This is a genomic window from Arthrobacter sp. CAN_A212, assembly GCF_015752345.1.
In the GTDB taxonomy this organism is placed as follows: Bacteria; Actinomycetota; Actinomycetes; order Actinomycetales; family Micrococcaceae; genus Arthrobacter_D.
The window spans coordinates 85,574-108,062 of record NZ_JADOUT010000009.1 but is presented as its reverse complement, the minus strand read 5'-3'; the positions used below and the strand labels follow the sequence as shown (position 1 = coordinate 108,062).

Annotated in this window: 19 protein-coding genes and 1 tRNA gene; 11 read left to right on the top strand and 9 right to left on the bottom strand. The window is 65.0% G+C overall.

Annotation, left to right across the window (positions count from 1 at the left end; all coding sequences use genetic code 11):
- Positions 1 to 27: 27 nt before the first annotated feature.
- Positions 28 to 1,386, bottom strand: a complete 1,359-nt coding sequence (locus tag IWX64_RS09035) for a GH1 family beta-glucosidase (protein ID WP_196866800.1) — start codon at positions 1,384 to 1,386, stop codon at positions 28 to 30.
- A gap of 132 nt (positions 1,387 to 1,518) precedes the next feature.
- Here IWX64_RS09035 and IWX64_RS09030 point away from each other — a divergent pair, with 132 nt between their 5' ends.
- On the top strand, positions 1,519 to 2,418 hold the full coding sequence (locus IWX64_RS09030; RefSeq protein WP_196866799.1) for a CPBP family intramembrane glutamic endopeptidase: 900 nt from the start codon (positions 1,519 to 1,521) through the stop codon (positions 2,416 to 2,418).
- 74 nt (positions 2,419 to 2,492) lie between these two features.
- Positions 2,493 to 3,302: an enoyl-CoA hydratase/isomerase family protein gene (locus IWX64_RS09025; protein ID WP_196866798.1), complete on the top strand. Its 810-nt coding sequence runs from the start codon at positions 2,493 to 2,495 to the stop codon at positions 3,300 to 3,302.
- A 23-nt stretch (positions 3,303 to 3,325) separates the two neighbouring features.
- Here IWX64_RS09025 and IWX64_RS09020 read toward each other — a convergent pair whose 3' ends face one another.
- Positions 3,326 to 3,805 (bottom strand): Dps family protein, encoded by a 480-nt coding sequence (locus tag IWX64_RS09020; protein ID WP_196866797.1) that lies wholly within the window; start codon positions 3,803 to 3,805, stop codon positions 3,326 to 3,328.
- 173 nt (positions 3,806 to 3,978) lie between these two features.
- Here IWX64_RS09020 and IWX64_RS09015 point away from each other — a divergent pair, with 173 nt between their 5' ends.
- A complete protein-coding gene (locus IWX64_RS09015) occupies positions 3,979 to 4,545 on the top strand; it encodes an SRPBCC family protein (RefSeq protein WP_196866796.1) in 567 nt (188 codons plus the stop codon).
- A gap of 104 nt (positions 4,546 to 4,649) precedes the next feature.
- Here the strand turns inward: IWX64_RS09015 and pstS are convergent, their stop codons facing one another.
- Both pstS and IWX64_RS09005 read right to left on the bottom strand, forming a co-directional pair.
- Entirely contained in the window at positions 4,650 to 5,774 is a 1,125-nt protein-coding gene (gene pstS / locus IWX64_RS09010) for a phosphate ABC transporter substrate-binding protein PstS (protein WP_442859045.1), read from the bottom strand.
- 50 nt (positions 5,775 to 5,824) lie between these two features.
- Entirely contained in the window at positions 5,825 to 7,324 is a 1,500-nt protein-coding gene (locus IWX64_RS09005; RefSeq protein WP_196866795.1) for an FAD-dependent oxidoreductase, read from the bottom strand.
- Between the two features lie 117 nt (positions 7,325 to 7,441).
- Here IWX64_RS09005 and IWX64_RS09000 point away from each other — a divergent pair, with 117 nt between their 5' ends.
- The 3 genes from IWX64_RS09000 to IWX64_RS08990 are packed head-to-tail and all read left to right on the top strand — an operon-like array spanning position 7,442 to position 10,565.
- Positions 7,442 to 8,509 carry an acyl-CoA dehydrogenase gene (locus tag IWX64_RS09000; RefSeq protein WP_196866794.1) on the top strand — a complete coding sequence of 356 codons (1,068 nt, stop codon included), beginning with the start codon at positions 7,442 to 7,444 and terminating at the stop codon, positions 8,507 to 8,509.
- The gene (locus IWX64_RS08995; RefSeq protein WP_196866793.1) at positions 8,506 to 9,864 is read left to right on the top strand and encodes a PIG-L family deacetylase; all 1,359 of its coding nucleotides are present in this window, start codon (positions 8,506 to 8,508) and stop codon (positions 9,862 to 9,864) included. Before IWX64_RS09000 ends, IWX64_RS08995 begins: the two co-directional genes overlap by 4 nt.
- On the top strand, positions 9,861 to 10,565 hold the full coding sequence (locus IWX64_RS08990; RefSeq protein WP_196866792.1) for a glycosyltransferase: 705 nt from the start codon (positions 9,861 to 9,863) through the stop codon (positions 10,563 to 10,565). The genes IWX64_RS08995 and IWX64_RS08990 overlap by 4 nt, the downstream gene beginning before the upstream one ends.
- Positions 10,566 to 10,762: 197 nt before the next feature.
- Here the strand turns inward: IWX64_RS08990 and IWX64_RS08985 are convergent, their stop codons facing one another.
- The 4 genes from IWX64_RS08985 to ku form a co-directional block, all read right to left on the bottom strand.
- The gene (locus IWX64_RS08985; RefSeq protein WP_196866791.1) at positions 10,763 to 11,560 is read right to left on the bottom strand and encodes an SDR family oxidoreductase; all 798 of its coding nucleotides are present in this window, start codon (positions 11,558 to 11,560) and stop codon (positions 10,763 to 10,765) included.
- Positions 11,561 to 11,654: 94 nt separating this feature from the next.
- Positions 11,655 to 11,731, bottom strand: a tRNA-Val gene (locus IWX64_RS08980).
- Positions 11,732 to 11,931: 200 nt separating this feature from the next.
- Complete coding sequence (locus IWX64_RS08975; protein WP_196866790.1) at positions 11,932 to 12,201, bottom strand: hypothetical protein; 270 nt, start codon at positions 12,199 to 12,201, stop codon at positions 11,932 to 11,934.
- The gene (ku, locus tag IWX64_RS08970) at positions 12,201 to 13,064 is read right to left on the bottom strand and encodes a non-homologous end joining protein Ku (protein WP_196866789.1); all 864 of its coding nucleotides are present in this window, start codon (positions 13,062 to 13,064) and stop codon (positions 12,201 to 12,203) included. Before ku ends, IWX64_RS08975 begins: the two co-directional genes overlap by 1 nt.
- A 45-nt stretch (positions 13,065 to 13,109) precedes the next feature.
- On the opposite strand from ku, the gene IWX64_RS08965 reads away from it, so the two are divergent.
- The 4 genes from IWX64_RS08965 to IWX64_RS08950 all read left to right on the top strand — a co-directional run bounded on the left by IWX64_RS08965 (position 13,110) and on the right by IWX64_RS08950 (position 18,454).
- Positions 13,110 to 13,601, top strand: coding sequence for an SRPBCC domain-containing protein (locus tag IWX64_RS08965; protein WP_196866788.1), 492 nt, complete (start codon positions 13,110 to 13,112; stop codon positions 13,599 to 13,601).
- A 91-nt stretch (positions 13,602 to 13,692) separates the two neighbouring features.
- Positions 13,693 to 16,176, top strand: a complete 2,484-nt coding sequence (locus IWX64_RS08960) for an ATP-dependent DNA ligase (protein WP_196866787.1) — start codon at positions 13,693 to 13,695, stop codon at positions 16,174 to 16,176.
- A gap of 66 nt (positions 16,177 to 16,242) precedes the next feature.
- Complete coding sequence (locus tag IWX64_RS08955; protein ID WP_196866786.1) at positions 16,243 to 16,707, top strand: SRPBCC family protein; 465 nt, start codon at positions 16,243 to 16,245, stop codon at positions 16,705 to 16,707.
- 268 nt (positions 16,708 to 16,975) lie between these two features.
- Positions 16,976 to 18,454, top strand: a complete 1,479-nt coding sequence (locus IWX64_RS08950; protein ID WP_196866785.1) for a flotillin family protein — start codon at positions 16,976 to 16,978, stop codon at positions 18,452 to 18,454.
- 6 nt (positions 18,455 to 18,460) lie between these two features.
- Here the strand turns inward: IWX64_RS08950 and IWX64_RS08945 are convergent, their stop codons facing one another.
- Positions 18,461 to 20,593: a caspase family protein gene (locus IWX64_RS08945; protein ID WP_196866784.1), complete on the bottom strand. Its 2,133-nt coding sequence runs from the start codon at positions 20,591 to 20,593 to the stop codon at positions 18,461 to 18,463.
- Between the two features lie 223 nt (positions 20,594 to 20,816).
- On the opposite strand from IWX64_RS08945, the gene IWX64_RS08940 reads away from it, so the two are divergent.
- Positions 20,817 to 22,469, top strand: a complete 1,653-nt coding sequence (locus tag IWX64_RS08940) for a hypothetical protein (RefSeq protein ID WP_196866783.1) — start codon at positions 20,817 to 20,819, stop codon at positions 22,467 to 22,469.
- Positions 22,470 to 22,489 lie beyond the last annotated feature (20 nt).

Here is a 22,489-nt window from a genome sequence, read left to right as displayed (position 1 = left end):
GCCTTCCGCTGACGGTTGCCGCAGCAGCTAATCCCCGCCCCGCACCGTTCGGATAATCTCCGCGTAGCGGTAGAACGACGCCCGCGGAACCCGCTCCAACGTCGACGGTTCCAGGCGCACCAGGCCGAACCTTTTGGTGTACCCCTCCTGCCACTCCCAGTTGTCCAGCAGGGTCCAGTGAAAGTAGCCCCTGACGTCGACACCGGCCGTGATCGCGTCCCCGATGGCTGCGAGGTGCTGCTCCAGGAACTCAATCCGGCGGGTGTCCCGCACCGCCTTCTTCGCGTTCCCCGTTCCGCCGTGCGGTCCATCGTTGTAGGCGCAGCCGTTCTCAGTGATGTAGATCGGCGGCAGCTGTGGGTAGGAGGCTTGTAGCTGCTGCAGGATGGCGGGCAGACCCGCAGGGAGAACGGGCCAACCGAAGTCAGTGACCGGGACGCCGTCGTACGGTTTCGGCACGAAGGGGACCGGATAAAAGGGAGGAGCAGCGCCCACCCTGGTGGGGAAGTAATAGTTGACACCATAGAAATCCAGTGGCGCGGAAATGATCTCCATGTCGCCTGGCTGGATCACCTCGAAGGAAATACCCGCCACCGTCTGCAGCTCGGGCGGGTAGGCGCCTGTCAGCACCGGGCTCGCGAACTGACCGTTGTGATAGTGGTCGTAGAGCACCGCCAGGCGTGAGTCCCGCTCGGAGTCGGTGGCGGGTTCCACCGGGGAATGGTTGTTCACGATGCCTACGGGAGTGGAAAGTGTCTCGCGGAGGACCCGCACCGCAGTCCCGTGCGCCAGAAGCAGGTGATGGGCGACCAGGAAGGCACTACCCAGCAACATCAGCCCTGGTGCTGCGTGACCGATCGCGTGACCCACACCCGTGTGAACCACGGGTTCGTTGATGGTCATCCACGCCGCAACCTTGCCGCCATACTCGTCCCGAAGAATCCGCGTGTAGTCGGCGAAGGCCTCGACGGCGTCACGGTTCTGCCAGCCGCCTGCGTCCTGGAGTGCCAGCGGCAGATCCCAGTGATAAATGGTGACCCACGGTTGGATGCCCCGCTCCAACAATGAATCCAGCAGCCGGTGGTAAAAGGCAACTCCCTCGGGGTTTGCGGGCCCATGCCCGGTGGGTTGAATGCGGGGCCAGGCAATGGACATCCGGTATGCCTGTCCGCCGAGTTCCTGAAGCAGGTCAAAGTCTTCCGCATACCGGTGAAAGTGGTCGCACGCCACGGCTGGGCTGGACCCGTCAAGAATGTTCCGGTGGCTGCTGGCATAGGCATCCCAGATACTGTCACCCCGCCCGCCCAGATGGGCGCCGCCCTCGATCTGGGCGGCGGCGGTGGCAGTGCCGAACACGAACCCGGGAGGCAGACCGAAGAGGTTCATGGTCCTCCTTCCCCGGCGCGCGGCAGTGTTCCTTCACCTAAAACCTCACGGCCCGCTACGTCAATAGCTGAACCCCGGTTCGTTCAACTATCAGGGCGTCCCACAGCCGCGCCGACAGGTAGTGTGCTGGATATGCGGAGTAAACCCACCACCGGGACAGCTGTCCCGCCGGCCGACGTCAGGTCGCCAAGGAACCCGTCGGGACCGGTTGACCGACGCTTCGCCAATCCGGCCCAGCTTGGTCCGACGGGGTTGCTCAAACCAGGGTGGGGATTGTGGCAGGCGGGAGCCGGTCTGGTTCTCGTCCTGGCACTGCCGCTCGGGGCCACCCTTGCCCTGTCTGCGGTGCTTCCGTTCGGACCGGAACTGGTCTTCGTTTCCCTCTGCTTCACCTGGCTTGTCCTGCTGGGAGCCAGTCTGCTGGCCTCGCGTGTGTGGGGATTCGGCTCATTGGCCCAGGATTTCGGCCTCCGGTTCAAGTCGATCGACCTGGTCATCGGGTTGGGCGTCGGGATAGCCGCCCGCCTGGTCCTGGCACTGGTGCAAGTGCTGATCACGCTGCTGTGGCCGCTGGGTGAGGGTGAAGTACTGCAAGGTAACGCAGGGCTCTTTCTGACCGGGGACACCGGCTGGATCTTCGTGAACGCTGTCCTGGGAGGCGCGCTGATCGCACCATTCCTTGAAGAACTATTCAACCGGGGTCTGGTCCTCCGCGCGGTGCAGAACGGTTGGTGGGTGAGAGGATCGGCGCGGGGCAAGGTGTCGGCAGCCACCGAGCGGCGGTCGCTAACGACCGCGACAGTGGTGGCGATCCTGGTGAGTTCACTCGCCTTTGGACTCTTGCACACGGGCGCTGTCGGTGACCTGAGGTCCTCGGTCTACCTCCTGGTGGGCACGTTCACCGTTGGGGTCATTTGCGGCATCCTGACGGTCTGGACCGGACGGCTGGGCCCGGCGATTGTCACCCATGTCGTCTTCAACGGCTCGGCCATCGGGCTGCTCCTCATCCTTCCCCCCGAGCTGCTCACCTAGCGTCAGAACCACAAGACAGAACCACCGCTCGCAAAGTCACCGGACCGACCGCACCACGACAGGGAAGTTTAAATATGCAGTTTAAGGAATATTCAAGCCTCCTGGTTGTTGAACAGGACACCATAGTCACCGTCACCCTCAACCGGCCTGCCGCACTCAATGCGCTCTCGTCACAGGTGATCGACGAGCTGGATCATGTCCTCGATACCGTTGGTGCAGCGATTACCGATGGCGCCTGGCCCTGCCGCGCGATGATTATTACGGGAGCGGGGGAGAAGGCCTTCGCGGCGGGTGCCGATATCCGCGAAATGACCGGGATGAGCCCCGACCAGGCCTGGGCGTACAGCACCAGAATGCAGGCTCTGACACTGAAGCTGGAGTCGCTGCCCGTGCCGGTGATTGCAGCCGTGAACGGATTTGCGTTGGGCGGGGGCTGCGAGCTGGCGATGGCCTGCGACTTCATCTACGCGGCCACCCGGGCGGCTTTTGGTCAACCGGAAGTGAGCCTGGGCCTGGTGCCAGGATTCGGGGGCTCCGTCAGGATGCAGCAGCGGATGGGGCTGGCCCGCGCCCGCGAGTTGCTCTACACGGGTCAACGGATCACGGCGGACGAGGCGCACCGGCTGGGCCTGGTCAATGCCCTCTTCGACAGCCAGGAGGCCCTGCTGACTGGCGCCCGAAGAACCCTCCTGATGATTGCCGGACAGTCGCCGACAGCGGTTGCTGCAGTGAAGTCGACGATGCGACGGGTCGAGGGTCACTCCACCTCGCGTGGTTTGGAGATCGAGGCCGAATCCTTCAGGGAATCCTTCAGGACTGCGGACATGCAGGAAGGCACCCGGGCGTTTCTGGCCAAGGAAAAGCCCGCCTTCCCCGGATGTTGACGGGTTGGGCGGGCTGGCCGTGACTAGGCTTTCGCGGGCTTGGTCACGGTGGCGGTGGGTTCCATGTTCTCGGCATCCACCATCCACGCATACTGTTCAAGCTTCTCGATGAAGCCGTGCAGGATGTCTGCGGTAGTGGGATCCTCCTCGTCGATCTGGTCATGCACGCCCCGCATGGTGCTCACCGCGCCCTCCAGCATGGCGACCACCATCGTTACGGTGTCGGCGGTCGACACCAGACCGGCAGGGAACTGATTGAGGGTGGTGCCCTTCGCGACGGACGCGCTGCGGCCATCGGGTACGGCATGCAGTGCGCGCATCCGTTCGGCGATCTGGTCAGCGAAGAGGCGGGCGTCGTCGATGATCTCATCCAGTTGCAGGTGCATATCGCGAAAGTTCTTGCCGACGACATTCCAGTGCGCCTGCTTGCCCTGGAGATGGAGCTCGATGAGCTCGACCAGCACGGCCTGCATGTTGTCGGTCAGTGTCTTTGACGCCTTCATGGGTATCCTCCTGTAGGTAGAACCCGCCCGCTCCGGCAGCTAGGAAAGCGCCGGATGCGGGGAGTGGATCAATCTTCACCCTAGACCTCGGTTGTTGTTGAAATCCAGCGGCACTAAGTACACTCAGTTTACTTAGTAGTTCACCAGTTGTGGAACTTACAGGAGGAACCAATATGACGACAGTCCAGGAATCCATCGATGTGGCAGTGCCAGTGAGCACTGCCTACAACCAGTGGACACAGTTTGAAACGTTCCCCCAGTTCATGGGCGGGGTGGAATCAATCACCCAGACGTCCGAGACCCGCAGCCATTGGGTCACCAAGATCGGGGGTGTGGAGCGCGAGTTCGACACCGAGATCACCGAGCAGCACCCCGATGAACGCATCGCCTGGAAGAGTGTCGATGGAAAATCCCACGCAGGCGTGGTCACCTTCCACCGGATCGACGACACCATCTCCCGTGTTGCCGTCCAGCTGGATTGGCACCCGGAGACGTTCACCGAAAAGGTAGGCTCGGCAGTCAACGCCGACAACCGGCAGGTGAAGTCTGATCTCCAGCGCTTCAAGGAGTTCATTGAAAGCAACAACGCTGAAACAGGAGCCTGGCGTGGCGACATTGATGCGCCGCCGTCAGGCACCACGGCGGGCACCAGCGCGGCGGCCGGGTCCCCGGACCTCAGCGACCCCTCACTGGATGATCCTGAGTCGGGCGGCCCGCGCGCAACTGTCGCGCCGAGCTAGCCCGTCGGCGAGTGAGAAGCTCGCCAGCTGTCACCGAATCGGCCGGAGCCTCCCCCACGGGTGGGCCCGGCCGATTTTTTTCAGTTATGCCTGCGGGGCAGAGCCTAGGATGGGTCCCGCAGGCTGATGCCCTGGATCGCGTCGGTGGCCCGTTCAGAGAGTCGGGCTGAGATGGGCGCGTTCTGGGCGGATTCCGCTGCAGCGGCCTGGCCCTCGGGGCTCACCACATAGGTGCCGAACTCCTTGATGAGTTCAACCGTGGTCTCGTCAGGGTAGGACGAACAGTAGATGTGATAGGACACGAGAATCAGCGGGTAAACCCCGGGCTCGGTGGTGGTGCGGTCCAGATTCAAGGCAATGTCGTTCTCAGCCCGCCCGTCCACGGGCGTTGCGATGTCGAGGGCCGCCGCAGTCGCCTCGGTGCTGACCGTGACGTACTCATCGCCCACCAGCAGGTTGGCACGGCCGAGCGGGGGTCCAACTGCCGAATCGTCGGCGTAGGTCACCGCGCCCTCGGTGCCGGACACCGTGCTGACAACCCCTGCGTTGCCCTTGGAGTTCTCGTTCCCCAGCGCGCTGGGCCAGGTGCCGTCCGCCTCGCTGGTCCAGAGATCGGGCACCACTGCGTGCAGGTAGTCGGTGAAGTTCTCGGTGGTTCCTGAATCGTCGGACCGGCTGACGGGTGTGATCCGCAGGTCCGGCAGGTTGACGTCGGGATTCTGATCGGCGATCGCCGGGTCATCCCAAGAGGTGATCTCGCCCAGGAAGATGCCGGCGATAGTCTGGGCATCCAGGTCGAGTTCGGTGATACCGGGAAGGTTGAAAGCGATGCTGATGGGGGCCACATAGGTGGGGATGTTGAACGCTCCGTCCGGCCCGCAGACCTCCCTGGACTCCTCCAGCTCCTCGTCGCTGAGGTAGGCATCCGACCCGGCGAACTGCACAGCATCCGCCAGCAACGCACCACGGCCCGCGCCCGAGCCATCGGGCGAGTACTGCAGCTGCACCTGTGAATGCAGGGTCCCGAACCCGGAGATCCAACCGTCCATCGCGGGGCCTTGAGCCGACGAACCGGCTCCGGTGATTGTGCCCCGAAGATCGGAGTTGGCGCGCAACGCTGCAGCTTCCTGCTCGGGGCCCAACGGGTAGTCGGACCCGCACGCCGTGAGGGACAGCCCAAGAAGGGCGGCGATGAGGAGGGGAAAGCGACGCATGGGATGGGACAGCACGATATTTACGATACAGGTGAACAGTAGGTGAACGAATTTTCGTAGGGACCTCATCCGCCCCTGGTGAGGTCCCTGGTCGCGGGGCCTTCCAGGAGGGTGCCATCGGCGGTGAAACGTGATCCATGCAGGGGGCAGTCCCAGGACCGTTCGGCGTCGTTCCAGCCAAGGACTCCGCCCAGATGGGGGCACACGGCCGATACCCGGTGCGTGACGCCGTCCACCACGCAGACGCCCTCCGGGCGGGCACCGGTACGAACCACCTCGCCCTGGCCCTCCGGTGGATTGACGGCCGAGGTTCGCGCGAGGGAGCCCAACCACCCGTTGATCAGCTCAAGCCCGGCGCCAGCATTGGACTTGACTGTGCTGAGGGCGTCCTGAGGGCCGATTCGGGTGGCGTACAGCTTGCGGGCCCAGGGCATGTGGCCGCCGAGGATCTCCGCCGACAGGGCGAGGGCAGCGGCCACCGCATTGGTCAAACCCCACTTGTTGTACCCGGTGGCCGTATAGATGTTGTGCCGGCTCAGGGGCAGTCTGCCCACGTAGGGCACAGCCGAGGCCGGTTCGTAATCCTGCGCGGACCAGTGATGGACCGGCTGTACCGTGCCGAAGTGTTGCTGGGTCCACCGGACGAGGTCATCGATGAGCCCCTGCGTATGGGTTTGGCGGCCCACCCGGTGGCCATTCCCGCCGGTGATCAGGTACTTCCTGCCGTTGACCACACTCGTGCGCAGGGAGCGGGTGGGCGAGTCGACAGACAGGTACATCCCGTCCAGCTCCAACGGTGACCCTTCCTCGCTGGTGAAAGACACCGCATAGGACCGCTGCGGGGTGAGAACCGAGAAATGACCGCCCCGGTCGAGAATCGGAGTGCCGGTGGCCAGGATCAGATGTTCAGCCGTCACGGGCCCCCTGGCCGTGTTCACCCGGATGTCGTCACCTTTCAGCTTGCCGGTGGTGATCCCCTCAACGCGGACCCCTTCGATCAGTACGCCACCGTGGGAGCGCAGGTCGGCGGCAAGTCCAGCCAGCACCTGCAACGGATGAAATTGCGCCTGCCCCGCGAGGCGGAGCGAACTGGTCACCGCAAACGGCAGGGAGGACTCGTCGCCGAGCGTCGGTGACAGCCCCGCAGTGCAGCAGGCATCAAACTCCGCGGAGAGGGCGGCGGCCCCGGCAGCTGTGACTGAATAGTTCACTGCATCGGCGGTGTCGAACTGGATTCCGTGCTCGCGGCAAAAGCGCAGCAACCAGGCCTGGCCCTCAAGGTTGCCGGTGACGTAATGGCGGGCCGTCTCGGCGCCATGGTGACGGATGATGTTCGAGAGCTGCGTCCCCTGCAGGAGTGAGACCTTCCCCGTCGTGTTGCCGGTAGTGACGTCGCCGGCACGACGCGCCTCCAGGACGGCGACCCGTTGCCCGGAGCGCGCCAGCAGGAGCGCGGTACAGATTCCGGTGATGCCCGCGCCCACCACCACCGAGTCATATCTGGCGCCGGGGGTGAACGGATCGGTCGGAAGCGGGGGGCGGGTCGCCTGCCACAGGGATGTCATCGGGTACCTTCCGCCGTCGGAGTCTGGGACCTAAGCCCACTCCGATTTTCCCATCCCGTCAAGGAATCCCCTCTGTAGCCAGGTTTCTACGGTGAGCAGAGACCAGATGGAGTAAGTATGCTGATTATTGTGCCGCCGACGGAAGAGGATGATGTGACGGAACCGAGGCTGTCAGTGCTCCTGGACGCTGGGTCAAAGGACCAGGATGCGCTCTACCATCTGGGAGCCGCTGCTGCGGGTTCGGTGACCGAGGCCCTCGCTCTTGCCTCCGAGCTCGGAAAATCAGCCCCCTTGCCCGGGGCTGGGTCGACTCTTCGGCTCTGGGAAACCCTGGCAACCCTCGCCGCAGCCGACCTGACTGTTGCCCGCACGGTTGAACCTCACCTCGATGCCCTGGCCATCCTGGACCAGGCCGGCCGACCGGTCTCTGAAGGAACCTGGGGGGTGTTCGCTGCCGAGGGGCCGGGAACCCGGCTCGAGGCGCATCCGCACGATGACCGCGGCTGGTTGCTGACCGGACGGAAACCCTGGTGCTCGCTTGCCGGCAGACTCGACCATGCGGTTGTTACTGCCCACCTGCCCGGCGGTGGGCGGCGTGCCTTCGCCGTGGCCCTCGGCCAGCCGGGAGTCAACCCTGTCCCCGGTACCTGGGTGAGCAGAGGACTGAGTGCCGTCGACAGTGGGCCAGTCGATTTTGACGAGGCTTTGGCCGCCCCGGTAGGAGAGGAATCCTGGTATCTGGTGCGCGACGGTTTCGCCTGGGGAGGTCTCGGAGTCGCCGCCTGTTGGTATGGCGGCGCGGTGGCGGTGTCGCGGCGCCTGCTGGACTCGATCAGGGATCGGGCACCGGACCAGCTGGCCCTGATGCACCTGGGCGAGGTTGATCGTCAGCTGCACGCCGCACGGGTCACGCTCGCCGCCGCCGCGGCTGACATCGATGCGGGCAGGGCCGGCGGCGACGCCGGCGCTCTCCTCGCCGCACGGGTGCGAAGTATCGTGGCTGACACTGCAGAGTCGATCCTCACGACGGTAGGCCACGCTCTGGGGCCGGCACCCCTGGTCCTGGAGGAGGCGCATGCGCGTCGGGTCGCCGACCTGCAGGTCTACCTGAGGCAGCATCACGCCGAGCGGGATGTCGTGTCCCTGGGGCATCGGCTCAAAGAAATGAGGGAAGCCCAGTGGTGAGCTTCACGCATGACGACGCTGGCACCCCAGAACACCGCTGGAGCCAGGACTGGCGCAGCGATGCCCGGCTCAGTGTCGAGTCGCTGTTCGACGGACGCCTGCCCGAACGAGTGATCGTCGTCGCGGCGCACCCGGACGACGAGACGCTGGGCGCGGCAGGGCTCGTGCGCCGCCTGGCGCACGCCGGAGTTGCCACCGACATCGTGGTCGCCACCGACGGGGAGGCCTCCCATCCGCACTCACCGACACACACCCCGGTCCAGCTGGCCGGTGTGAGGCGCCGCGAACTTGAGGACGCCGTCGAGATGCTCGCACCATCCGCGCGGGTACGTTTCCTCGGCCTCCCGGACGGCTCGCTGGCAGCCGACGAACTGGTGGAGCTGCTCCGCCAGAATATTGACTCCGGCGGACGAACCGGGGAGCGCACGCTGCTGGTGGCACCGTGGCGTTCAGACGGGCATGGAGACCACGAAGCTGCCGGGCATGCCGCAGCCCTGCTCGCCGCCGAACTGAACCTGCCGCTGCTGGAATATCCGGTGTGGCTCTGGCACTGGGCAACCCCGGACTCGCCGGAGGTGCCCTGGGATCAGCTCGCTGTGCTGGACCTGGCCGGCGACGAACAGACACTCAAACAGTCCGCGCTCCTCATGCACTCCAGCCAGACGGCGCCGCTTTCCGACCAGCCGGGCGACGAAGCCCTGCTGGCCCCCGGTTTCCTGGAGCACTTCAGCCGCGGCTTCGAGACATTCATCCCCACGCCCTCATTGGGCGTTTTCGAGCGCCTGCATACCGGCTCAGATGACCCGTGGGGTCTGCAGGACCGCTTCTACGAACGCCGGAAGCGGTCGGTCGCCCTGGCCCTGCTCCCACGGGAACGTTTCGTTGCAACCCTTGAACTGGGTTGTTCGATCGGGGTACTCTCAGCCGAGCTCGCGGCGCGCAGCGATTCCCTGCTTGCCCTGGATATCAGCCCGACCGCGGTGGCCGCCACTCATCGCCGACTCGCCGACTTCCCGACGGCGGAAGCCCGGGTGGCGTCAGTTCCACAGGACTGGCCGGCAGGTCAGTTCGACCTCGTCGTGATCTCCGAAATGGGGTATTTCCTGACCCAGACGCAGCTGCTCGACGTCGTGACCCGCGTCGTCGATTCCCTGGCGCCAGACGGCGTGGTCCTGCTCTGTCATTGGCGTCACCCGGTGGACGGCTGGGAACTCGACGGTGACACGGTGCACGAGCTCTTCCGCGCTTCCTCACCCCTGGCTGTATTCGCCGAGCAGAGCGAGGAGGACTTCCGCATTGACCTCCTGGTGCGTCCACCCGCAGTGTCGGTGGCGCGGTCCACAGGGGTGCTGTGAGCGGGCTGCAGCTACCCGGCGCGCTGGTCGTGGTCGTACCCGCCCGGAATGAAGAGGAAAGCCTCCCACAGTGTCTGACCGCGATCGAAACGGCTGCGCGAATGCTGGCCGCCACCTTCCCGACCATCGACCTCACTGTCACGGTGGTGCTGGACGGATGTACTGACGGGTCGGCGGGGGTGGTTGCGGACTACCCGTTGGCCCAGGCACTGGAGGTCGATTTTGCCTCGGTCGGTTTGGCTCGCAGGGCGGGTATTGGCGCCGCCCTGTCCCGGGTGGCCCGGCCCATGGAGGAGGTCTGGGTGGCCAACACCGACGCGGACACGGTGGTGCCCGAGGACTGGCTGGTCGAACAATGCCGGCTCGCGGGGCAGGGTGTGCAGCTGGTGCTGGGGACGGTCGAGCCCGATCCGGTAGGGCTTGATTCCGAGCGGGCCCGGGCCTGGCATCAGGCCCATCCGCTCGACGACGGGCACGCGTACGTCCACGGAGCCAATCTGGGTTTCAGGGCTGACGGGTATCTGGCGGTCGGTGAATTCGCGGCGCTCAAAGTCCATGAGGACTCCGATCTTACGGACCGGTTGAAGGCGCACGGCATCACCTGGGCCGCGGTCGACAGCATCAGAGCCACTACGTCGGCGAGGATGCTGGGCCGCACCCCGGGCGGTTTTGCCGGTTACCTCCGGGAACTGCCTTTCTGACTGGTCATGGGCTGCGGGTTAGCCAGCCCGTTTGAGCTTGTACCCGTCATCGCAGTGAATCAACCGGCGTCCGGCGCCATTATTGAGCAGAATCCACAGCACCGAGGCGTCGTCGGTCCCGCCTGAACGGCACGTGAATTCTTCCTGAGAGCCCGGGGTTGGACCCCGGACTCGCCCGGATAGACCGCTTGCGAGAGCTAGACCGTGCGCCACTTTCCACTGGTGAGGTGCGAACCGGCCTGCGGACCCATCTGCAGCATGCCCCCGTCGACAACCCATGAAGCACCATTGACGTAACTGGACGCCGGGGATGCGAGGAAGGCAATCACTGCCGCGACTTCCTCGGAAGCGCCGGGACGGCCCAGCGGAATGCCCGGGCGGTCGATCTCCTGAGGGTCATCGTCCTCGGCATCGTTCATCGCCGTCGCAATCTCACCGGGAAGTACGGCATTGGCGGTGATCGAATGCTCGCCCAGTTCCAGGGCGATCGTCTTGATCAGCCCACCGAGGCCGTGCTTCGACGCGTCATAAGCCGCGGAGCCGACGCGGGGCTGCTCCTGGTGCACGCTGGTGACAGCGATGATCCGGCCGCCGTTCCCCGCCGAAATCATCTGGGCCGCCGCGCGCTGGATGCAGACAAATGCGCCGTCCAGGTTCGCTGCCACGGTGCCACGCCATTCGTCGTAGCTGGTCTCCATGAAGGGGGTGCCGCCGTTGACGCCCGCGTTGTTGACGAACACGTCGAGTCCGCCAAGTTCGCTGATCATCTGGTCGACCACATCTCCACAGGCGGGAGCGTCAGTGGTGTCCAGTTGGGAGACCACTGCACTACGTCCAAGCTCGCGGACCAGACGAGCGGTTTCGTTGGCGCCATCTTCATCGGAATGCCAGGTAATCCCGACGTCGCACCCCGCCTCGGCGAGGGCGAGGGCGGTTGCCCGGCCAATTCCGGAATCGGAGCCGGTAACTATTGCTGTGCTGGGTGTGTATGCCATAGTCCTATCCTTCCGAGGAGTCAGCAGCGAAAGCAAGCGTGCTGGCTTCCCGGGGACACAAAACCGGCCCAACGCTGAGGCGTTGAGCCGGTGGTGGTGCCTGCGCGGGGCCTTGATCCCCGGGCCTTCCGCGTGTGAAGCGGATGCTCTACCAGACTGAGCTACACAGGCAGGTGTCATGCCCTGCGGACGCAGGAGACAGTTGTTAGTTTAGGCCATACTCGGGCCACACAAAATTCGTAGGTCCTGGCAGTGAATGACCGGGCCGTGCAGTGGCGCCGAAACCCGTGACAAGTGATGCAGAACCTCGTCGCCCGGGCGTGACTAAGGAGGGGGAGGCGGTCTCCCGGAGGTGGGGTTGGTCGGGGCCGCTAGCGCGTGGCTAGCCAGCCAAGGGTCAATCCGCCCATCGTCCGGCGGAATCCGCTCTCACCCCGGGTCAGCTCAAGTACCGCCCACAGTCCGAGGCATACCCGGCTTAGGGTTCGCAGCAGCACCCGGTTTTCTTCCTGCAGGGCCAGCAGGGAAGCGATCCCGAAAAGTGTCCAGCCCAGTACAGGAGTGTTGGGGGCCTGCGCGATGGTCTGTTCGCCGCGCGCATTCGTGAAGAAGCTGGGGAGGAATGATCCGGTGTGTGCCATTAGGCGCCCTTTGCCTTGGATGTGGATGGTGCCTTTTTCGGCTCCGGGGCCGTCTTCGAGCCCGACGTGCCCTTTTTCTCGCGGTTCTTCTCCACGCTTCGCCGCAGCGCCTCCATCAGGTCAAGGACCTTCCCGCCGCCGTCGTCGTCACCGGACTCTCCGAAGGTTTCCCCAGTATCGAGGGCCTCACCCTTCTCCAGCTTCGCATCGATCAGGGTGCGGAGCTGAACCTGATACTCATCAGTGAAGTTCTCGGGATCGAAGTCGGTCGAGAAGGACTCCACCAGCGCTGCCGACATTTCCCTTTCCTTGGCCGAAATCCGGACCCGCTCGTCGAGGGAGGGGAACTTGGCATCCCGCACCTCGTCGTCCCACAGCAGCGACTGCAGCATCAGCACATCGCCGCGGACCCGCAGCGCGCCGAGCCGGCTCTTCTGCCGCAGCGTGAACTGCACGATCGCTGTCCGGTCCGTTTCCTCCAGGGTCCTCCGGAGCAGGACGTACGCCTTGGTCGACGTCGAATCCGGTTCCAGGAAGTAGGAGCGGTCCAGCATGATCGGGTCGATCTGGTCGCTCGGCACAAACTCGACGACGCCGATTTCCCGGCTCTTCTCGACGGGGAGCGTTGCGAAGTCCTCCTCAGTGAGCACCACGGTGCGCTCGCCGTCGTCGTACGCCTTGTCGATGTTCTTGTACTCGACCACCTCGCCGCAGATCTCGCAGCGGCGCTGGTAGCGGATCCGGCCGCCGTCCTTGTCGTGGACCTGATGGAGGCTGATGTCATGGTCCTCGGTGGCGCTGTAGACCTTGACCGGCACGTTGACCAGCCCAAACGCAACTGCGCCCTTCCAAATGGCTCTCATGTAACCAGTGAACCAGTGTTTGGGTTCCGCGGATACGATGAATTGGTGAATCCTGAAAAAGCTGAGCCCCTGGTTGCCAAGACGACAGTGGACGGGAAGCCTGCCCTCTGGTTTGAGATGCGGTACGGGTTCCCCGCGTCGGTGCTCTGGAAGCACCTGACCGACCCGCGGAAGCTGAAGTACTGGTTCCCCTGCGAAATGGACCTGCTGCCGCGGAAGGGTGCCGAGGTGACGTTCACCTTCCCCGGGGAGCGGCCCACCCAGGGCAAGGTCCTGGAGGCGGAAAAGCCGCGGCTCCTCACCTTCACCTGGGACCGCGAGGTGTTGACCTGGACGCTTGAGGAGGACGGCGACAATGGCAGCCGGCTGACCCTCACCAACACTCTCCAGGACCCGGACACTGCGGCAAACGTTGCGGCGGGCTGGCGGTTCACGCTGATCGGCCTCGACGACCTGTTGAACGAGCGTGCCCTGGGGCAGAACCCGGCGGAGTGGGAACGGTACGTGGGGCTCTACCGCGAGCAGTTCACCGACTAGCTGCCCGCCGCGGGGCGGTGAGACGGCTGGACGCCCAGGCTCTGAACGAACGGTTGTGGAGTTTGCGGCGCTTCCGGACAAGACTGGTCCCATGGGTTCCAGCAAAGGCCAGCAGCAACAGAGCGTCACCGTGGACGGTCGGCGCCTCCGGCTGACCAGCCTGGACCGTGTCATCTACCCCGGCACCGGTACTACCAAGGCAGATGTGCTGGCCTATTACGCTGCCATCGCCGACTACCTGGTGCCGCATGCCCGGGACCGGGCCGTCACCCGCAAGCGCTGGGTGAACGGTGTGGGCACACGGGAGAGTCCAGGTCAGGTGTTTTTCCAGAAGAACCTTGACCAGTCCGCCCCCGAGTGGGTGCAGCGCCACCGAATCGCCCACTCCGACCATGTCAACGTGTATCCACTGGTCAACGATCTGGCCACTCTGACCTGGTTGGGTCAGATTTCTGCCCTGGAGATCCATGTGCCGCAGTGGAGGTTCGGCCCAGACGGCGAAATCAGCAACCCCGACCGCCTGGTGCTCGACCTCGATCCGGGCGAGGGGGTCAGCCTTGCCGAGTGCGCGGAAGTTGCCCGCCATGCCCGCTCAATCCTGCAGGACATGGGCCTGAACCCTTACCCCGTCACCAGCGGGTCAAAGGGTATTCACCTGTACGCGGCGCTGGATGGGTCGCAGACCTCCGACGAGGTGTCGACCGTCGCCCACGAACTGGCCCGGGCGCTTGAGGCAGACCATCCAGACAGCGTGGTCAGCGACATGAAAAAGTCACTCCGCGGCGGCAAGGTGCTGGTCGACTGGAGCCAGAACAACAGGAACAAGACCACCGTGGCGCCGTATTCCCTCCGCGGCAAGCTTCTGCCGGCCGTCGCCGCACCCCGCACCTGGGCCGAGATGGCGGATCCCGGGCTTGCGCAGATCGACTACCACCAGATGATGGTCCGGGTGCAGGAACGCGGTGACCTGCTGGCTGGACTGGATGGAACCCTGTCCGGTGCTGGCGGTGGCCCGGCGGTAGCTGAGGATCGCACCGCTCCGGGAGCGGCCCCTACCAATCCGACCGACAGGCTGAGCGCCTACCGCTCCATGCGCGACGGCGCGAAGACCCCGGAACCGATCCCCGCCGCGGTCGGTGAATCGGGGGGCAACCGGTTCGTCATCCAGGAACACCACGCCCGCCGGCTGCACTACGATTTCCGGCTGGAGCGCGACGGCGTCCTCGTCTCCTGGGCGGTGCCCAAGGGGCCGCCGGACACCCCGAACAGGAATCACCTCGCCGTTCAGACCGAAGATCACCCGCTGGAATACGGCTCTTTCGAGGGCACCATCCCCAAGGGGGAGTACGGCGCTGGGGAGATGTACATCTGGGACTCCGGCACGTACGAAGCCGAAAAGTGGCGTGAGGGCAAGGAAGTCATCTGCACCATTCACGGGCGCGACGACGGCGGACTGGCCCGGAGCGGCAGCCCAGTCAGGCGGTACGCGCTGATCCACACCGGAGGAGGGGACGGATCGGGAGAAAGGAACTGGCTGATGCACCTGATGAAGGACCAGGGCGCTGGAGGCGGTGCGGCCGAAACCCACCCGGTTGACCCCATGGCGACCCCGCCCGACCTGGCGCCGATGCTGGCCACCCCCGGGTCCGCGGCGGATGTCACCTCCGACCAGGAGTGGGCTTTCGAAATGAAGTGGGACGGCGTGCGGGCGATCGCCACCGTAACACCGGACGGGGTGCAGCTGACCAGCCGGAACGGCAATGACATGACAGCCCTGTATCCCGAGCTCGCGGACCTGGGTGACTACGTCAATGCCGAGAACGCGGTGCTGGACGGTGAAATCGTCGCTCTGAACCGGTCCGGCCGCCCCGATTTCGGGTTCCTGCAGAACCGGTTCAACCTCACCAAGGCCTCCGAAATTGAAGCTGCCCGCCGGAAAGCCCCGGTGCACTTCATGCTGTTCGACCTGCTCCACCTTGACGGCAATTCCCTGCTGCAGCTCCGGTACGACCAGAGACGCGAGATTCTCGAACAGGCCGTGGATAGTCCCGCGGATGGCCACATCCAGGTGCCACCAGCCCTCGATGCCACTCTTGAGGAAGCTGTCGCAGCGAGCAGGGATCTCGGCCTCGAGGGAGTGATGGCGAAACTCACGCACGGCAGCTACGCCGCGGGACGACGCTCGCGGGGGTGGATCAAGATCAAGCAGCAGCTCACCCAGGAGGTGGTGGTGGTCGGCTGGCGCCCGGGCAAGGGCAGCCGGGCGCACAAGGTGGGTTCCCTGCTGGTGGCCGTGCCCGACGGCGTCGACCTGAAGTATGTGGGGCGGGTCGGGTCCGGCCTGACTGAACGGGATCTCGCCGAACTCGGTTCCCGCCTCCGGAAGATGTCCCGGAAAACCGCGCCGCTCGCCGATGTGCCGGCCGCCGACGCCTCGGACGCGCACTGGGTGCGCCCCGCGCTGGTGGGGGAGGTCCAGTTCAGTGAGCGCACCGACGGCGGGAAACTCCGCCACCCCGTGTGGCGTGGCTGGCGACCCGATAAACGGCCGTCCGACGTCGTCGTCGAACTGTAGCCGGACAGAACCTCATAGACTGCAATAGAGGGTGCTCAAGACCGACAACATCAAAGGAGAACCACAATGAGTGAGAAATCCATCGCCGCAACCCGAGTTATCGACGCGTCAGCGGCCGCGATCTTCAACGTCCTGTCCAACCCTGAGCGGCATGCGCAGATTGACGGCTCGGGCATGGTGCAGTCCGACGACAAGTCGGATCGGATCACCGCTGTCGGGCAGGTGTTCACCATGAACCAGCACTGGGAAAAGATGGGCGGCGACTACAAAACCGACAACCATGTGGTGGGCTATGGCCACAACAAGTTACTCGCCTGGAAGACGGCCGAGGCCGGCACCGAGCCTGCGGGATGGCAGTGGGTGTGGGAGCTGACCCCACAGGGTCCGGACTCCACCGAGGTGGCATTGACCTACGACTGGGCGGCCGTCACCGATACGAAGGTGCTCAAGATGGTGTCCTTCCCGGCGGTCTCCGCCCACGATCTGGAGTCCTCGCTGAACAACCTGGCCGCCGCAGTGTCGGAGGCGTAACGTCCCTACCACTCTTCGGTTGATGACAACGCCGGACGGCCGCCAGCCCAGCTCTGGGGGCCGTCCGGCGTTGTCGTCAGGAGCGCAACGCGCTCCTGACGGTGAGTGGGTCGTGTACCGTCCATAGGGTGGCGCCCGACACATCGCGGGCGGTGGGGGACCGCACGGGCATTTCAGTGACCAACCAGTTCTGCTTCGGCGGGAGGGGTTCGTTTTCCTGGAGGATACCGGCCACTCATCCTTATCGAATCCCACAGAAGGGGCTGTAGTGGACCTCAGTCAATTTATCGGTATCGGCATCGTACTTGCCGTCCTGGTGGTGGTGGCGGTCATCGCCGCCGTCATCGCTCGTCTCGCCCTAAGAATCGCCAGCCCGTCCGAAGCTCTGATCATCACCGGTAAAGGCAGCCAGGAAAGCCAGCGCGTGGTCTTCGGCCGCACCTTCATCAACCCTTTCAGCCAGAGGGCGTTCTCGATCTCCCTGGCCTCCCGGCAGGTGACCCTCCAGATTGAGGGCATCTCCAAGAACGGCATCAAGCTGCGGTTGACCGGCGTCGCCCAGATCAAGGTTGGCGGCGACGAAGAAGCGGTCCGCCGGGCTGCCCAGCGGTTCCTGAACCAGCAGGAACAGATCGACCACTACACCCAGGAAACCCTCTCCGGTTCGCTGCGCTCCATCGTGGGCACGCTGTCGGTGGATTCCATCATCAAGGACCGCGCGTCCTTCGCTAAGAGTGTGAAGGAAGAAGCCGAGCATTCGATGCACAACCAGGGTCTGGAGATCGACACTTTCCAGATCCAGTCGGTTGACGACGATTCCAGCTACCTGAAGAACCTTGGCCGTCCGGAGGCCGCGCTCGCCGAGAAGCAGGCGAAGATCGCCGAAGCCAACGCTGCGCAGGAAGCCGCCGAGGCCGCAGCGATCGCCGACGAGCAGGTGGCCCTCGCCGAACAGCGCCTCGCCCTCCGCCGAGCCGAGCTCAAGGAGGCCGCCGACGCACGCCAGGCCCAGGCCGACGCCGCCGGCCCACTGGCAGCCGCAGAGCAGCGCCAGTCCATCCTGCTCAAGGAGCAGCAGGTTGCCTCCCGGCAGTCCGAACTGCGCGAACGCGAACTGGACATCGAAATCCGCAAGCCCGCCGACGCTGAGAAGTACCGCGTGGAGCAGGAAGCCGCGGGTAAGCTCGAGCAGCGCAAGCGGCAGTCGGAAGCCGACCAGGTGGAGGCCGAAGTGGCACTGACCAAGCGGCGTCTGAGTGCGGAAGGCGACAAGGTCACCGCTGAGGCGGAGGCTGCAGCCAACACGGCCCGCGGTAACGCGTCAGCCTCAGTGACCCGCGCCAACGGTGCGGCAGAGGCTGAGATCATTGCGCTCCGCGGCCAGGCGGAAGCCGACGTCGTCCGGCAGAAGGGCATTGCCGAGGCCGAGGGAATCGAAGCCCAGGCCAAGGCTTACGAGCAGTTCAACGAGGCGGCCATCCTCAACAAGGTGATGGAGATCCTGCCGGAGATCGCCCGGGAAATCGCCGCGCCGATGGCCGGGATCGACAACATGACGGTCATCTCCAACGACGGCGCCACCCAGCTGAGCAAGAACGTCACTGGCGGGTTGCAGCAGACCTTCCAGGTGCTCAAGGACACCACCGGACTGGATGCCGTCGAAATGCTCAAGAACTGGGGAGCCAAGGACGATGGGACCACACCCACGGCCACGCCATCCGAGAATACCCACCCCACTGTCGGGTAGGTAGGATCACCGATCGATGAAGTCGGCCGTCGCCCGGAGGAACGACGCCGCTGCACGGGCCCGTGCAGCGGCGTCGTCGGTGGTGGCAGCCACCGTACCGACGGCAGTGCCCTCCACCGGGCGCTGGCTGCCCGGGGTGGGGGCCGGCGTGGTCAAGGGTGCTAGGAACATCCTGGCTGAGGCCGCCGCTGGACCGTAGGAGTAAGGGTTCTGCCGTGGCTGGTGCGAGAACGACTCCAGCACCTTCGACAGGAAATCCCCGTTGGTGGCCTTCAGGGCGCTGGTAGCCACCAGCAGGCTTGCCGCAACGGTGAAGTCCCCGTGCCCGCCGGTCTCATACGCCACCTCATCGGGCTGACATGCGCTGAAGAGGAGCTCGCGCGCATTGGCGCGGGGACCATCGTTGACGGGGGTGCCGCGCCGTAACCTGAAGTTCGCCGTGGTTGCCTCATCGGGTACCAGGAACCGGGCACGCCGACCATGGTCGGCGGCTCGCTGTGCGCCGTCGACAACGGTGGCACCGAAGGAAGGCAGCAGCCGGGTGCCGTCGCCGGAGTGACAGGAGTCGAAGAAGGCGGTCAGGTTCACCTCCTCGGGGAGCAGGTCGAAAATTTCCCCGAGGTCATCGTCGATGACCAGGTTCCCGGCCTGGAAGTCGACTGGACACAGGGCCTCGTCGTGGAGCTTCTCGGCGTTTCCCTCCTCCTTTTCGTCGCCGTCCAGATCGTCGACATACGTTCCATGACCGGCATACTGCACCACCAGGACGTCCCCTGCGGTGCTGTGACTGACCAGGTCGAAAATCCCCTGAATAATGTTGACCCGGGTTGCCTGCGCGTCGAGGAGGGTGGTCACCTCAAACCCAACCGATTCCAGCTGGCTACCCCAGGCCTGCGCGTCGGCCACGCAGCCGTAGAGTTCGCTTCCCGGCGGGTAGGCGTTGATCCCGATACACAGCGCCCGGCGGGCACTTCTTCGGGTCGATCCGCTGGCGGGGGCAGCACTGGCCAATGGTTCTTCAAGGGTCCTGGCGGCGCCAAACGGTTTCGGTTTCTTGCCGGTCACCCGGCGGGCGACGCTCTCCATGGTGGCGGCATCATCGTCGAACCCTCCGTGCGACGTGGCGGTGCTGCGATGCGTTTCCGGACCGCTGTCAGTGACCGACCAGATCACCTCCGCCTTGCCCTTGCCCCCATCGACGCCGAAGAATTTCCGCAGCTCCGGGTCGGTGCTGACGCACTCCTGAAGACCGAGGAGGGGAGTAAATTCCTCTTTCTCGAAGGACGCGCGCACCAGATACAGCAGCGACTTGCCGTAAAAGGGCCTTGCGACGCTATCGTCACGTTCCGCCTGCTGCTTCATGGTGAACATGGCCAGGGATTTGATGCCTTTGCCCGCCTCGGGTGCCAGCTGCGTCTTGAAGGTGTCCGTCCGAACCGCCGGAGCCAACAGATTCAGTGACGCGAATTCCGGCAGGCCAGCCTTCAACGCGGCCGGCACGAAAGAGGAGTGGAAGATTGATCCGGCGCTGTGTCCTACGGCGTGCACGGTGGTTTTGGGATTCGCGGCCACGTACTTCCCGAGCGCCTGCGCTACGTACAGTGCCCCGCCACCTGACGCCGAGGCTACCTCGGCGAAGCGCTTCATTTCACCCCAGATTCGTTCGCCTCCGGCAGCTCGTGCAGTCAGCTCAACAGCCCGGTCCTTCAGGTCCCCCACCACACCGCGGCCACCGGGCAGGGATCCGAAGAGTGCGTCGAGGAACCCGGTCTCCCAGATGAAGAAAATGGGGTACACACCGTTCGAGGTCCACCACTCGCGTTGCCGGTGTGCGGACCGCAGCCCCGAAGACTCGCTGACCAACCCGCCGTGGGCGTAGATCATGATCGGCACCCCGGTCCGAGCTGCGGCGAACGCCGGGAGATGCTCCTCGAAGATGGCATCGACATCCGCGGCAGTGGAGCTGATCTCGCCACCGGAGGAGAACTTTCCACGGCTCAGGTTCACGACGTGCGGCTTCAGCAGGGCTAGCTGCTCCGCGCTCAGCCCAGACCCGCGCGCGGCGGCGTCAGACGCAGCGGCGGGGGATTCCGCAGTGGCGGGCTCCAATGTTGTGGGCCCCAGTGTCGTGGGCTCCATGGCTACTCCTCGGTGAGAACGGTCAGTTGGTACTGCCACTACGACCCGCGCGGTGGCTGCCAGTATCAGTCCGCACCTGTTACTGGGGCGTTACTGCCGGACCTCCTTGACGCTGTGTTTGCCGCGGAGGATATTTCTTTCTACCTATTCGATGGATCGCCGGGGACCGCGGGGACCGCGGGGACTCCGGCGGGCGAAGGACGGGCGGTAGGGAGGGATCCACATGGCAGGCGTGATGCTCGGTCCCGGCAGCCACACTGGAGAGCTGCGTCCCCTCACGATCCTCGCCGAGGGTCCGTTTACGATGGGCCCCGACGGCCCGATGACGACGACGCTCAGGGTGCCAGTGGAGCGCATCGGTGGCGGACCGCGGAGTGCGCGGTTCGACGTCGTCGTCCGCGGTCGGCGGGGCAAGCCTCTTGACCTGTTGCTCGGCGATGACACCGACCCGTGGATGCTGATGGACGAGTGCCCGCCCCCGAACCTGTCCGAACTGTTGGCTGATCGCCGGTTCCTCGCCCAGCACACCTACGCGGTCGCGGCGTCAACCCTGGCTGCGTTTGAATCGACGCTGGGCCGCCGGATGGGCTGGGCCCGCGGCAGGAGGCTCCGGATTCACGCTTACGATACGGTTCCCTATGCCGACTCCGGCTACGACCGGGAGGAAGGGGTAATCCGCTTCGGGCACCGGAGGGATCGTCGTGAGCAGCTGGCGGTCCCGCTGGCGTTGTACCGGGATCTCGTGGCGCACGAGGTGACCCATGCGATCCTTGCCGGCTACCGACCGCGCTGGTCGGACCAGGTCGCCTCCCTGGACCAGTTTGCCCTCCATGAGGCCATCTCCGACCTGGTGGCCATGCTGTCGGTGTTTTCCTCAGCCGAGCGGGTGGAGCAGCTCCTTGACCCCCTCGGAGTGGGGGCGCCGGACCTGGAGGGTCTTGATGAGCAGATCCTCCTGAGTGGCTTGTTCAGCTTCGGCGATGGACTGTTCTCGCATGGACCGGCGAGGCAATCCATGCGGATTGCGGTGCCAGCCGACTGGCGTACGCTGCCGGACCCGCATCGTCGGGCGGAGCCGGTGGTGCAGGCGGTACTGAACGTGGTGGCCCGGCTGTGGAAGGCCCGGCTGGACCAACCGGGGGGACGGTCCAGCCTGTATCAGGTGGCGAGGTCAGGGGCGAAGGTTGGCGAGCAGGTGCTGGCGATGCTGATCCGCGGGCTGGGCTACATGGCACCCGTCGACGTGACGTGGACCGACCTCCTGCGCGGGATCCTTTCAGCCGATCTGGTGCTTGTCCCGCAGGACAGGTATCACTATCGGCAGGTGGTTCGGGATGCTTTCGCTGAGGTGGGAGTAACCGTGCCCACCGATGAGCTGCTGGCCGGGACAGGCGGGATGCGCAGCCTCCGGTACCCGGTCCGGCTGTCAGCTCTCGGCACCGATCCGGAGGAGATTGTCAGGTTCATTTGGGAGAACGGGGACCTGCTGCGGGAAACCGCAATGGATGAGAGGTACTCCATCACCGTGGACCGGGTACGCCCCAGCATCAGGGTCAGTCCGGATGGTTTTGTTGTCTCGGAGATAGGCGCCTCCTTTGTCCAGGAGTTCACGGTGGGGCGCCCGGAGATGCGCAGGATGGGCCTTTCCGGACCGGGCCCGGTGACCCTGCGGGGAGGTGGGCTGCTTCGCTTCGATGAAGGGGGTCACCTCTGTTACGCCGCGCTGAAACCGGTCTACGACCCGGCGCGGCAGCAGGAGTATCAGCAGGCTAAAGCCCGTGACGCTGCAATGCTTAGACAGATCACCACCCCAGAAGCCGGAGCGGGCACCGAGCCGGCGAGGCTCACGTTCCACGGCGGGGGTAGGGGAAGGTAGCGCCCGAACCCTTACGGGTA

What these genes read in the sequence shown, in the direction of transcription:
- IWX64_RS08955 (WP_196866786.1), top strand. Translation starts at nt 16,243, where the DNA reads ATGAGTGAGAAATCCATCGCCGCAACCCGAGTTATCGACGCGTCAGCG.
- IWX64_RS08940 (WP_196866783.1), top strand. Translation starts at nt 20,817, where the DNA reads ATGGCAGGCGTGATGCTCGGTCCCGGCAGCCACACTGGAGAGCTGCGT.
- IWX64_RS08960 (WP_196866787.1), top strand. Translation starts at nt 13,693, where the DNA reads ATGGGTTCCAGCAAAGGCCAGCAGCAACAGAGCGTCACCGTGGACGGT.
- IWX64_RS09030 (WP_196866799.1), top strand. Translation starts at nt 1,519, where the DNA reads ATGCGGAGTAAACCCACCACCGGGACAGCTGTCCCGCCGGCCGACGTC.
- IWX64_RS08985 (WP_196866791.1), bottom strand. Translation starts at nt 11,560, where the DNA reads ATGGCATACACACCCAGCACAGCAATAGTTACCGGCTCCGATTCCGGA.
- IWX64_RS08975 (WP_196866790.1), bottom strand. Translation starts at nt 12,201, where the DNA reads ATGGCACACACCGGATCATTCCTCCCCAGCTTCTTCACGAATGCGCGC.
- IWX64_RS08945 (WP_196866784.1), bottom strand. Translation starts at nt 20,593, where the DNA reads ATGGAGCCCACGACACTGGGGCCCACAACATTGGAGCCCGCCACTGCG.
- IWX64_RS09000 (WP_196866794.1), top strand. Translation starts at nt 7,442, where the DNA reads ATGCTGATTATTGTGCCGCCGACGGAAGAGGATGATGTGACGGAACCG.
- IWX64_RS09005 (WP_196866795.1), bottom strand. Translation starts at nt 7,324, where the DNA reads ATGACATCCCTGTGGCAGGCGACCCGCCCCCCGCTTCCGACCGATCCG.
- ku (WP_196866789.1), bottom strand. Translation starts at nt 13,064, where the DNA reads ATGAGAGCCATTTGGAAGGGCGCAGTTGCGTTTGGGCTGGTCAACGTG.
- IWX64_RS09035 (WP_196866800.1), bottom strand. Translation starts at nt 1,386, where the DNA reads ATGAACCTCTTCGGTCTGCCTCCCGGGTTCGTGTTCGGCACTGCCACC.
- IWX64_RS09020 (WP_196866797.1), bottom strand. Translation starts at nt 3,805, where the DNA reads ATGAAGGCGTCAAAGACACTGACCGACAACATGCAGGCCGTGCTGGTC.
- IWX64_RS09025 (WP_196866798.1), top strand. Translation starts at nt 2,493, where the DNA reads ATGCAGTTTAAGGAATATTCAAGCCTCCTGGTTGTTGAACAGGACACC.
- IWX64_RS09015 (WP_196866796.1), top strand. Translation starts at nt 3,979, where the DNA reads ATGACGACAGTCCAGGAATCCATCGATGTGGCAGTGCCAGTGAGCACT.